Below are 11,642 nucleotides of genomic sequence, written 5' to 3'. Positions count from 1 at the left end.
CAGTTGGAAAAGGCGGAGGTGCAGGCCTGCCAGCAGGAACATCCCGGTGCCAGACTGGTGGTGCACCCGGAGTGCACCCCGGACATAACTGCTATGGCGGATGCAGTCTGTTCTACCGGTGGGATTCTGGAATACGTGAAGAACAGCTCGGAGCGGGAGTTCATAATTGGCACCGAGGAAGGCTTCCTCTATACCCTGCAAAAAAACTGCCCGGACAAGAAATTCTATATCGCGCGCAGCGGTTTTAAATGTCCGGACATGAAATTGGTGACCTTACCCATACTGGCAGCGTGTCTGGAAAAGAGCCAGTATGAAATAACCGTCCCCGATGTGATCAGGGGCAAAGCCAGCCAGGCCTTGGAAAAGATGCTGGCAATTCGGCCATAATATGGCCTGGCAGGGGGTAAGAGAATGATAATCACTCGGTATATTGAAGATTTGGGGAAAGACACCCCGGTTCTAAAGACCGATTTTTTGATCGTGGGAACCGGGATCGCCGGGCTTTTTACCGCATTGAAAGCTTCACAACACGGGCAGGTCATAGTTGCTACCAAAAAACATATAGACGATTCCAATACCGGATTAGCCCAGGGGGGGATTGCTGCCGCAGTACATGAGGAAGATTCCCCCTTTCTTCATCTGGAGGATACCCTCGAAGCAGGAGCCGGTCTGTGCAATATAGAAGCGGTAGATGTTTTGGTGCGGGAAGGACCGGATCGGGTCAGGGAACTGATAGCTGCCGGGGCGCAGTTCGACATGAAAAATGGCGCCATTTCTCTGGCCCGTGAAGGGGCCCACAGCAAAGCTCGTATCCTGCATGCTGCCGATACCACCGGGGCTGCTATCAGAGGCGCCCTGGTGGAGAAGTGCAAGCTCAACAGCGGGATCGAAATCAGGGAAGATCAGTTTCTGCTGGATATACTGACTGATGAGGATAACTGTGAATGCTTTGGCGCGTTGTTTTTCGATGCTAAAAAAGGGGAGCGCGTCATCTACAGCGCCCGGGCCGTGATCATCGCTACGGGCGGCGCCGGGCAGATCTATAAACATACCACCAACCCGGATGTGGCCACCGGTGACGGGATGTCAGCCTGTTTCCGGGCCGGGTGTAGACTCACCGATATGGAGTTTTTTCAATTTCATCCCACGGTATTATACGGTCACGAATCGCAGCGCTTTTTAATTTCAGAAGCGGTGCGGGGTGAAGGGGCCATACTATACAACGGCGAAGGCGAGCGTTTTATGAAACGCTATCATTCCCTCTTAGAGTTGGCTCCGCGGGATATCGTGTCCCGGGCCATCTGGAATGAACTGCAAAACACCGAAAAACCATATGTATACCTGGATATGACCGTTATACCTGACGGTCCGGCACGCTTCCCCAACATCCATCGGACCTGTTTGGAGAGGGGCGTTGACATCACCAGGGAATATGTCCCGGTCTCACCGGCAGCGCATTTCATCATGGGAGGCATTGGCACCAATACCAACGGAGAGACCAGTATCAGAGGACTGTACGCCTGCGGTGAAGCAGCCTGCACCGGTGTTCACGGCGCTAACCGTCTGGCCAGCAACTCCCTCTTAGAGGGGATTGTATTTGGACAGCGCATTGTTGACAAGGCTGAGGAGATCATGTATCGCCGTCAGGTTGACAGCGGGGAAATATACCGCCAGTTTGATTCGGGCTGGATTTTCCGCCCCGGCCAGGAAGGATTCAGGCCTGATGAGGTGCGCATGAGGCTGCGCGATATTATGTGGGATCATGTGGGCATCATAAGAAATGAGAGCGGCCTTAAACAGGCTTATCTGGAGATCGACAGTCTTTATAATGCTATGCACCGCCATACGGATATCCTGAGTTATTATGAGACGATAAATATGTTGATACTGGCTCGTATTATCATTCAAGCCTGCCTGTGGCGCAAAGAGAGCCGCGGGGGGCATTATCGTTCCGATTATCCGGAAAGGGACGATATGCGCTGGATAAAAGAAATGAGTTTTATGAATTGTTAGCCCATGACAGGGGGAATACTCAAGCAGCATGAATATAGACACTATAATAAAACAGGCATTACAGGAAGATATCGGCCGACAGGATATAACCACTTTTAACCTGGTTCCTGCGGATCAGCAAGCCCGGGGGATGCTGGTTGCCAAGGCCGAGGGCATAATCGCCGGAACAGGGGTCTATCAGGCGGTATTTCGCTATTTAGATCCGGCGGTCCAGTGCCAGACTTTTATCACCGACGGGCAGATGGTGCAGTACGGGGACCGTATTGCGGAAATCAGCGGGAAGACCACCGCGCTCTTAGGCGGCGAGAGGGTGGCTCTGAATCTCTTGCAGCGTCTTAGTGGGATTGCTACGCGCACCAGGAAGATGGCGGATAAAATTCAAAACTACCCTGCCCGTATCATAGATACCCGCAAGACCACCCCGGGACTGCGGGAGTTGGAGAAATACGCGGTAAGAATCGGCGGAGGCCGGAATCACCGTTTTGGGCTATATGATGGAGTCATGATCAAAGACAATCATATAGTGGCCGGCGGAGGAATTCTGAATGCGGTGCGAACCTTGCGCCGGGCGGCGCCGATAACCGTAAAAATAGAAGTTGAAGTAGAAAACCTGGAGCAGCTGAATTTGGCTCTAGAAGCCGGTGCGGATATCATTATGCTCGACAATATGGATACTCCCACCATGCGAAAGGCGGTCGAGTTAGTTGCCGGGCGGGCCCTCTTGGAGGCGTCCGGGGGGATTACTGAAGACCGCCTGGAAGAAGTCGCCCGAAGCGGAGTGGACTTTATCTCCGTTGGAGCCCTGACCCACTCTATACAGAGTCTTGACATCAGTTTTGATCTTTTAGAGGTTTATTAGCATATACCCTCCGGCTGAATCCCCGGTTTAACGGTCTTATGAAGATAGGAGATGAATAACTGTGATCTGCGTATTTGATGTGGGCAACACCAACATGGCCGTCGGAGTATATAGTAAGCAGGAACTGGTGGGGCACTGGCGCATTCGCACCGATACCATGCGCACCTGTGATGAGTACGCCATCATAATCAGCGAGTTGTTCTGTTTAAACTTAAACGGATTGAAACTGGAACAGATTGACGCGGTGGTTATTTCATCGGTAGTACCAACAGTTATGATGGAATTGGAGTGGCTGAGCGCCAAGTACTTCAAGTGCAAACCCCTGATAGTAGAAGCCGGAATAAAAACCGGTTTGGCCATTAAATACGAGAACCCCCGTGAGGTTGGGGCTGACCGGGTAGTCAATGCCGTAGCCGGATTTCATAAATACGGCGGTCCTCTGATAATAGTTGATTTCGGCACTGCCACCACCTTTTGTGTGATAAGCCAGAAGGGGGATTATCTGGGGGGGGCAATCGCGCCGGGCATCAAAATATCCACTGAAGCCCTGGTGTCAAGAGCCGCTAAACTGCCCCGGGTTGAACTGGTTAAACCCAAAAGCCTGCTGGGTAAGAATACCATCAGCAGTATACAGGCGGGTATTATTTATGGATTTGTCGGTCAGGTGGAAGGTATTATCAGCCGCATGAAAAAAGAATTGGAATTTGAACCGCGGGTGGTGGCAACCGGCGGGCTGGCCGGTACTATTGCCGGGGAAACCGACTGCATTGATGTAATTGATGATCTCCTCACCATGGAGGGTTTGCGCCTAATATACGAATTAAACCGGAGTTGAACATGTTCTCAATTGGAAATGTTGCAGTACCCAATCGGGTAGTGGCCGCGCCGCTGGCGGGAGTCACAGACAGGGCGGGCCGGGAAATGGCCCGCTTGTTTGGTTGCGGCCTGGTCTACACGGAAATGATCAGTGACATGGGGCTGGTATATAATCAGCAAAAAACCCTGCAACTGGCCGCTGTGGAAGGCGAGCAGGGGTTGGTTGCGGCCCAGCTCTTTGGCTCAAAACCCGGGGCTATGGCCCAAGGAGCCAGAATACTAGAAAAACTCGGCGCTCAAATTATCGACATAAACATGGGCTGCCCCACCCCTAAGATAGTGCGCAATGGGGAAGGAGCAGCCTTGATGAAAGATCCCGCTTTAGTCCGCGATTTGCTTGACGCTGTCCTCGATGCGGTGACCGTGCCGGTAACGGTGAAGATTCGTAAAGGCTGGGACGACAAGCAGAGCAACTATCTGGAAATAGCTCTCCTGGCTGAAGCAGAGGGCGCAGCTGCAGTGGCTTTGCATCCCCGCACCAGGCAGCAGTTTTTCTCCGGACACTCCGATTGGACAGCTATTAAAGCCCTCAAAGAACAGCTGCATATACCGGTGATCGGCAACGGAGACATTTGGTCAGCCCAGGACGCCCGGAGGATGATCGAAGAAACCGGGTGTGACGCGGTAATGATCGGGCGGGGTGCCATGGGAAACCCCTTCATATATCGCGAGACGGCGGCCCTGCTTGAAAAGCGGCAAGTCCTGCCTGCGCCCACCTTAAGCGAGCGCTTTATGGCTGCCCGGCAGCACCTGGATCTGGCCATCGAATTTAAAGGTGAGTACACCGCAGTCAGGGAAATGCGCAAACATTTTGCCTGGTATTGCAAAGGCCTGAGAGGAGCCGGCCGGGTTCGAGGGGCCATCAATCAGGCCGCAACCCGCGAAGAGCTTCTGGCAGCCTTAGCTTCCATCACCCTCCCGACAGTTATATAACCGCATATTTTAAATTTCCTCATAGGGCAGGCTCAGGAAAGGTTGCGCTTTCTGAGCAAAGGGTCGTTTGGATCCGTCCCCGCGGCCCATCGTCCCGCTAGTTGGTTTTGTTGCTCCAAGCCCTGTAAAATGCTAGAATAAATGCAGATTGTATACATATTGTGCTCAAGGGGTAGTGACATGGAATTTTATCGTATCCAAGACAAAATCGTGAGCTGGAACAAGATATCATCGACACTTAAAAAGGCCCTGGTCCTAAGGGCTCGCGGATTTTCCCAGCAAGAGACCGCCGATCGGCTGATGATCGATCGTACTTTCATTTCCCGCCTGGAAAAGATCGGCGAACTGCGTAAGGGTCAATCCATTGCCTGCGTGGGCTTTCCCATCAAGAATAAAAGTGAAATTGAGCACCTTCTGGAAAAGGAAGGTGTCGATTTTATATTTTTGATGACCGAGCAAGAACGTCTTGATTATGTTAACAACCGCAGCGGCAAAGATGTGCTCAACGAATTGATGGATCTTATCGTCAAAGCGCGCGATTTTGATATAGTCATCCTGATCGGCTCCGATACGCGTTTGAAATTAATAGAGAACATTCTTGATGCCCAGGTGATTCCTATTGAAATCGGCACTTCCCCTATTACTGAAGATAAGTGGGTTGATCCTGAATTATTAAAAAAGATTTTACGGTCGGTAAAAGCTGCACGGTAAAGAACTCTAAGGTATGCTGCAGACGAAGGAGGTTCTCTGTTGAAACGAATTGTAAGTGTGAGCCTGGGGTCTTCAAAACGGGATCATAGCTTTGAAACCGAGTTTATGGGAGAAAAGTTCCTGATCGAACGGATTGGAACCGATGGGGACTGGGACAAAGCTATTCAATTGATAAAGGATCTGGATGGCAAGGTTGATGCTTTCGGAATGGGCGGCATCGACCTTTATATTTATATTGCCGGCAAGCGGTACGTGATAAAAGACGCCAAAAAACTGCTGGTTGCCAGGAAGACCCCCATGGTGGACGGGAGCGGGCTCAAGAATACCCTGGAACGCAAATGTGTTCTGGATATTCAGAAAGACGGAATTTTGGATTTACGCGGTAAAAAGGTACTGATGGTCAGTGCGGCAGATCGCTTCGGTATGGCTGAAGCCTTGGAAGAGGTAGGGGCCAACCTGACTCTGGGGGATTTGATATATACCCTGGATGTTCCCATACCCCTTAAATCTTTAAAGGCATTAAAAATGATAGGCCGCATGGTGGCCCCGGTTGTTGTAAGCATGCCCTTTGATAAACTTTATCCCACTGGCAAAGATCAGGAAGTCATAATTCCCAAGCATTCAAAATATTATTATCAAGCAGATGTAATTGCAGGTGACTTCAATTATATCAAACGCTATCTGCCGGAAAAGCTCAATGGGCAGATTATCATTACCAACACCACTACCCGCGACGACATGCGGCTTCTGAAACAACGTGGTATCAGCAAGGTTATTACCACCACACCCAACATGGGAGGGCGTTCCTTTGGGACTAACGTGATTGAGGCCTTGATGGTGTCCCTGATCAACAAGACTGTTGAAGAGATAACCCCCAAGGATTATTACCACATGCTGCAGGAACTCAACATGAAGCCAGGTGTGGTAGACCTGGAGAAGGAAGATGTCTGAGCTGGAATTTGCCTTTTTTAATCTCATGCAAAGCGATAAGCGGGGGCTGGTATATCAGAAATATCTTCTGGATAGATTAGCCCCTTTTTTATTCGCCCCCCGGGTGGCTCGATTAATCGATATGCCAGTCATCAATGCCCGCGGTTATCATGTGGTTTTGCCTTTGGGAGAAGGCAATCTCAATAGCATGGAACCAGAACGGCAGCAGCAGATGCTGAGTAAGTCCATTGATGTGACCCGGGATTTTAATCTGCCCGCCCTGGCGGTTGACCGCCGTTTAAAACCCAGATTCGTTTTACCCCAGGTGGATATGCAAATAATCTTCGGAGACCATTTTATCAAAGCCCTGGCCGCCGCGTACATCAACCGCAGCCTTAACCGTCACGCTGTCAAGAGAATCATAATCGCTACCGATAATGAGGATCTGGTGGATTTTGTGGATTATGCCTCACGTTTTGACGTGCCTTTGTCGATACAAAGCTATCAGCCCGCCCGCTACGAGCCGGTGGCCCACCAAATGATGTATGAAAACGGCAGGGCGGTCAGCACCAGCTTATTCAACCCCCGGAGCTGGAGCAAAGGAGACCTGGTGGTGATATTTGACCCCCGGGATCGCTTTGTGGCCATCTCTCCTCCAGACGTCTTCTGCCTGCAGTTGGGCAATCGCAGCGAGAATATAGCCCCGGTCTTAGAAAACAACCTCAAGAATCATGGCGTTGAAGCCAGGTTGTGCAGCCTGGCCCCGATCATGGAATTATGCCTGGGAATAATTACCGCCAAACAGCCGTCCCGGGAAACTGTCACAGCCGAAACTGTATTGCCGCCGGATTTCATCCGGATAGAAAAGTCCGCCAGTTCGCTGGGATTGTGGGAGTTATTCCTTGACAAGGCTATTTGAAGTCATTATAATACCATAAAGCATAAGATAGTAATGTCATTGAACCGTGGCCATTTTGGGCATCACGGCAGTAGCGAGCATAGTCTCGCTTTTATTAAGTAAGTTTCAGATGAGGAGAAATGGCATGGCAGAAGAAAAAGAAGTCCTTTTAACCAAAGAAGGTCTGGCCAGGCTGGAAGCTGAGCTGGAGCACCTCAAATCGTTCCGCCGTGAAGAAGTGGCCGAGCGTATTAAACAGGCCATCGCTTTCGGGGATATCAGTGAGAACTCCGAATATGAAGATGCCAAAAATGAACAGGCTTTTATTGAGGGCAGGATTTTGACCCTGGAGAAAACCTTAAAAAAGGCCCGTTTGATGGAGGATAATGACATCCGCACCGATGTTGTGTCATTGGGCTCCCGGGTCACCCTGCAGGAAATGAAAAGCGGACGAAATGTGACCGTAACCCTGGTTTCAACGGTTGAATCCAAATTAAAAGACGGTAAAATATCGGATGAGTCTCCAGTAGGTTCCGCTATTTTGGGCAAATCGGTAGATGCTATTGTGGCTGTGGAAGCCCCGGCTGGACTTATAGAATATAAGATAACCAACGTGCAGAGATAAAGCCTTTGCTAGCTGTTCTTTAAGGCAGCCATGATATCCTGACCCAAGGATAGATCGGTACGGTCTATCCTTGCTTGAGTATGGGACAGGTTTTACGGGGCTTAAGCAGCGAAGGCTTGTGGTCTGGTAACAAAATGTGAGGAAGTGTCTTGATGTCTGAGCAAGAGCAAAACCTGAGCGAATTGAGAAAAGTCCGCCTGGAAAAAATGGAAGAGTTAAAGTCCCTGGGATTGGACCCCTTTGGCCATCGTTTTGAACGTAATGCCTTTACCAAGCCCATAGTCGACGAATTCGAGCAATGGGAAAACCAGACTGCCAGAGTGGCAGGACGCATCATGTCCAAGCGCAGGCATGGCAAGGCTGGATTTGCGCATCTGCAGGACATTAGCGGCAGAATTCAACTGTATTTTCGCGCCGATGATCTGGGGGAAGCCCAATATGATTTGTACAAAAAAATGGATATGGGTGATCTGGTCGGGATTGAAGGTCAGGTCTTCAAAACCCAGAAGGGCGAAATCAGTATTCACGTTAGTGATTTGGTTTATCTGTCCAAATCATTGCACCCCCTGCCGGAAAAGTGGCATGGCCTTAAGGATGTGGAACTGCGCTATCGGCAGCGCTATGTCGATTTGATCGTCAATCCGGAGGTCAAAGAGGTATTCATCAAACGCAGTCAGGTTGTTAAGGAAATAAGAAATTATCTGGATAGCAAGGGATTCCTGGAGGTAGAAACTCCAATGATGCAACCTATACCGGGAGGCGCTACAGCTCGTCCCTTTATCACCCACCACAATGCTTTGGATATGGATCTTTACTTGCGGGTGGCTCCAGAGCTTTATCTAAAGAGGCTTTTAGTGGGAGGGCTGGAGAAAGTCTACGAAATCAACCGCAACTTCCGCAATGAAGGGATATCGACCCGCCACAATCCCGAATTTACCATGCTGGAGCTGTACCAGGCCTATGCCGACTATGAGGACATGATGGAATTAACTGAGGAATTGATCAGCAGAGCGGCTTTCAAAGTCAATGGCTCCATGCAGGTAGAATTTGAAGAACAGATTATCGATTTTTCGACACCCTGGAAGCGGGTGCAGATGCTTGACGCCATTAAAGAACATACTGGTCTGGACTTCCGTACAATAAGTGATGATGAGACCGCCCGCACCCAGGCTAGAAGTCTGGGGCTGGAGGTAGATGATACGGCATCCCGGGGTGAGATAATCAACGAGGTCTTTGAGGCCCGGGTTGAAGAACAGCTTATTCAGCCCACCTTTGTATACGGCCATCCGGTTGAAATATCGCCACTGGCTAAACGCAACCGTGAGCATCCTGAATTGACCGACCGCTTTGAGGTCTTTATCATGCAGCGGGAGATCGCCAATGCCTTCTCCGAACTTAACGATCCGATTGACCAAAAACAGCGTTTCATGAAACAGGCCGCCAAACGGGCCGGCGGAGACGCCGAGGCCCATATGATGGATGAAGACTATATTGCTGCCCTGGAGTATGGCATGCCTCCTGCAGGGGGACTGGGCATTGGTATCGATCGTTTGGTCATGCTCATCACCGGGTCGCCATCGATACGCGATGTCATCCTTTTCCCCACCCTCAGACCCAGGGAATTATAAGCGAGAAAAAAGGTGCGGTTTGGCAAACCACACCTGCTCATAGGAAATATCAGGCTGTCCCTGGAGACTTCCGACTCTCGGGGACAGCCTATTTATTACCGGTAATCATTGACTCTGAGTTTGACCGTTAAGGTTCTACGAACCTTGATTATGCGGGATTCTACATTTTAGAAAAGTGAAAGTTGTGTAACGCAATGCTTATGCAAACATTGCGTTACACGTCTATTATGGTATAAAACTTCACCCAGTGGTGGCTCAGTGCTTTGGTTCAAGGTAGGCATGAGCTATGCTGTTGACCTGGTGTGAAAATAGAAATTCTTTTTCATACTATCGCGCAGTTCCCCTCTAAGATCAGGATGAGCGATTGAAATGAGTTCCAAAGCCCGCTGTCGCCTGGTCTTATATCTTAAGCGGGCAACGCCGTACTCGGTTACGATATAATCGGTAAAAGTCCGTGGTACGGTAACAGGGGTTCCCAGGGGCAGCTCTGGCACAATATTTGATATGATACGGCCATCGGACAGTTTAGCTGAAGAAGGAATCAAAGTAATGGCCTTACCGCCCTTTGACCAAAATGCGCCAATTTGAAAATTGAGTTGACCCCCGGTGCCGCTTATGTGCCTATGTCCTATTCCTTCTGATGCAATTTGCCCGGTGAGATCTGTCATGATCGCAGTATTAATCGCTACCATATTGGGATGACTGGCAATAAATGTTGGATTATTAGTATAACTGGCAGGATGAAGCTCAACGGCCGGATTTTCCCGGACATAATCGTAAAGCGCTTGATCTCCCAGACAGAACGTTGCAATATTAACCCCCCGGTGATATGGCTTGAGAACGTTAGTGACAATTCCCTTTTCCATCAGTTCACCCAAACCCGCAGGAGCCATTTCAGATAATACACCCAGATTATGCTTTTCGCCTAGATTACCAACCACTGCTTCTGAAATGCCCCCTACACCCATTTGGATCGTATCTCCATCATCTATTAATTCTAAAACATAATTAGCAAATCCTTTTTCAAAGTCGGTTGGAATGATCTTGGGTAAAGTAGGAATAGGGCTTGAATTCTCACAAAAGAAATCAAACTGAGAAATGTGAGCCCAATTATTGCCAAACACTACCGGCATTTGCTCATTTACTTCACCGATTACCAACCGGAAGCCTGATTTTTTTCTATTCTGAATCATATCCGTATGATAGAAGTTTGATAAGCCAAAATTAACATAACCACGACTATCGGGGGGTGTTACCATTAAAATAAAGACGTCGGTTATGTTGCGTAGTTTATCTGCAACATCATCTCCCTGAACAGGATAGAAATCAGCTACTTGTTCTTTAAAAATCCGGCGGCTTATCTTCAGACAGAAAGCCGACATGTAGTCGATTCTACCCTCAATTGATGTCATAAATTGCGGATCTGTCAATTTACTGGGTTTCGTTAACACAACATCGCAAATGCGTACATGCTCCAACTCCTGATTCCGGTCGAGAAGAGCATCTGTCAACTGCCCTGAAGGGCCTGAAACACCGAAGCCTATTGTAACAGTATCTCCAGATTGGATTTTGTTAGCTAATTCATCAAGGGAAATGAGCTTTTTATCATAATCCGACTTCCAACTATTGGAACTCATATTTATCCCTCTTTTCATTTATTAAATACCCAAACCAGTTAGATTACCTTTTTCTTAGACAGCTCTTCGATATCTTTGGAACTGTAACCTATTGAAAGCAAGACATCCTCCGTATGTTCTCCCAATTGTGGCGGAGGAGTACGCCATCCTAGATTTTTCTCCGAGAACTTCACCGGGAAATTCATCTGCGGGATCAGCCCTTCAGGCGAATACTCTTGCATGAACCAGAGTTGTCGTTGCATGATATGAGGATTATTAAGTGCTTCCTCTAAATTGTTTACTTTGGTGATACAAACATCACTGTGGCGAAAAACCTCAAGCCATTCCGAGCTGGTTTTGCTTTTGATAACTTCTGCTATTTCATCAATTATTTTCGATCGCCGGGGCTCTTCGGAAAACATTTCCGGAATTAGTTCCTCTCTCTTTATGACTTTACAGAAATTGCTCCAGAATTTTTCTTCTACACAGCCAAGAGCCAGGTATTTTCCGTCTGACGCTTGATACACATTATAGAAAGCATACCCGCCGTTAA

At 49.0% G+C, this 11,642-nt stretch carries 12 protein-coding genes; 10 read left to right on the top strand and 2 right to left on the bottom strand.

Features of this window, described 5'->3' with window-relative positions; translation table 11 throughout:
* From nadA to lysS, 10 genes are all read left to right on the top strand, one after another.
* Positions 1-387: quinolinate synthase NadA (gene nadA / locus B3W37_RS16020; protein WP_483176421.1), on the top strand; the 387-nt coding region annotated here is incomplete at its 5' end.
* A 24-nt stretch (positions 388-411) separates the two neighbouring features.
* Positions 412-2,013, top strand: a complete 1,602-nt coding sequence (nadB, locus tag B3W37_RS16015) for an L-aspartate oxidase (RefSeq protein WP_483176420.1) — start codon at positions 412-414, stop codon at positions 2,011-2,013.
* Positions 2,014-2,041: 28 nt separating this feature from the next.
* Entirely contained in the window at positions 2,042-2,872 is an 831-nt protein-coding gene (gene nadC, locus B3W37_RS16010) for a carboxylating nicotinate-nucleotide diphosphorylase (RefSeq protein WP_483176419.1), read from the top strand.
* Positions 2,873-2,933: 61 nt separating this feature from the next.
* Positions 2,934-3,707, top strand: coding sequence for a type III pantothenate kinase (locus tag B3W37_RS16005; protein WP_481042176.1), 774 nt, complete (start codon positions 2,934-2,936; stop codon positions 3,705-3,707).
* Between the two features lie 2 nt (positions 3,708-3,709).
* Positions 3,710-4,681: a tRNA dihydrouridine synthase DusB gene (dusB, locus tag B3W37_RS16000; protein WP_483176418.1), complete on the top strand. Its 972-nt coding sequence runs from the start codon at positions 3,710-3,712 to the stop codon at positions 4,679-4,681.
* Positions 4,682-4,861: 180 nt separating this feature from the next.
* Complete coding sequence (locus tag B3W37_RS15995) at positions 4,862-5,392, top strand: transcriptional regulator (RefSeq protein WP_481042180.1); 531 nt, start codon at positions 4,862-4,864, stop codon at positions 5,390-5,392.
* Positions 5,393-5,431: 39 nt separating this feature from the next.
* Positions 5,432-6,343 carry a quinate 5-dehydrogenase gene (locus B3W37_RS15990; protein WP_481042182.1) on the top strand — a complete coding sequence of 304 codons (912 nt, stop codon included), beginning with the start codon at positions 5,432-5,434 and terminating at the stop codon, positions 6,341-6,343.
* The gene (locus B3W37_RS15985) at positions 6,336-7,241 is read left to right on the top strand and encodes a hypothetical protein (RefSeq protein WP_483176417.1); all 906 of its coding nucleotides are present in this window, start codon (positions 6,336-6,338) and stop codon (positions 7,239-7,241) included. The genes B3W37_RS15990 and B3W37_RS15985 overlap by 8 nt, the downstream gene beginning before the upstream one ends.
* Positions 7,242-7,365: 124 nt before the next feature.
* Positions 7,366-7,845, top strand: coding sequence for a transcription elongation factor GreA (greA, locus tag B3W37_RS15980; RefSeq protein ID WP_481042186.1), 480 nt, complete (start codon positions 7,366-7,368; stop codon positions 7,843-7,845).
* A gap of 152 nt (positions 7,846-7,997) precedes the next feature.
* Positions 7,998-9,473, top strand: coding sequence for a lysine--tRNA ligase (gene lysS, locus B3W37_RS15975; RefSeq protein ID WP_483176416.1), 1,476 nt, complete (start codon positions 7,998-8,000; stop codon positions 9,471-9,473).
* A 284-nt stretch (positions 9,474-9,757) separates the two neighbouring features.
* Here lysS and B3W37_RS15970 read toward each other — a convergent pair whose 3' ends face one another.
* Together B3W37_RS15970 and B3W37_RS15965 are read right to left on the bottom strand one after the other, a co-directional pair.
* Positions 9,758-11,110 carry an acetyl-CoA hydrolase/transferase family protein gene (locus tag B3W37_RS15970; RefSeq protein ID WP_483176415.1) on the bottom strand — a complete coding sequence of 451 codons (1,353 nt, stop codon included), beginning with the start codon at positions 11,108-11,110 and terminating at the stop codon, positions 9,758-9,760.
* 38 nt (positions 11,111-11,148) lie between these two features.
* Positions 11,149-11,642, bottom strand: a 494-nt coding sequence (locus B3W37_RS15965; RefSeq protein WP_483176414.1) for a CoA transferase, incomplete at its 5' end; no start/stop codon positions are given.

This window comes from Syntrophomonas sp. UBA5494 (genome assembly GCF_002426325.1).
The sequence above is the reverse complement of the archived record's forward strand: the minus strand, read 5'-3'. Positions and strand labels throughout refer to the sequence as shown.

What these genes read in the sequence shown, in the direction of transcription:
- B3W37_RS15985 (WP_483176417.1), top strand. Translation starts at nt 6,336, where the DNA reads ATGTCTGAGCTGGAATTTGCCTTTTTTAATCTCATGCAAAGCGATAAG.
- B3W37_RS15970 (WP_483176415.1), bottom strand. Translation starts at nt 11,110, where the DNA reads ATGAGTTCCAATAGTTGGAAGTCGGATTATGATAAAAAGCTCATTTCC.
- B3W37_RS15995 (WP_481042180.1), top strand. Translation starts at nt 4,862, where the DNA reads ATGGAATTTTATCGTATCCAAGACAAAATCGTGAGCTGGAACAAGATA.
- nadC (WP_483176419.1), top strand. Translation starts at nt 2,042, where the DNA reads ATGAATATAGACACTATAATAAAACAGGCATTACAGGAAGATATCGGC.
- greA (WP_481042186.1), top strand. Translation starts at nt 7,366, where the DNA reads ATGGCAGAAGAAAAAGAAGTCCTTTTAACCAAAGAAGGTCTGGCCAGG.
- nadB (WP_483176420.1), top strand. Translation starts at nt 412, where the DNA reads ATGATAATCACTCGGTATATTGAAGATTTGGGGAAAGACACCCCGGTT.
- dusB (WP_483176418.1), top strand. Translation starts at nt 3,710, where the DNA reads ATGTTCTCAATTGGAAATGTTGCAGTACCCAATCGGGTAGTGGCCGCG.
- lysS (WP_483176416.1), top strand. Translation starts at nt 7,998, where the DNA reads ATGTCTGAGCAAGAGCAAAACCTGAGCGAATTGAGAAAAGTCCGCCTG.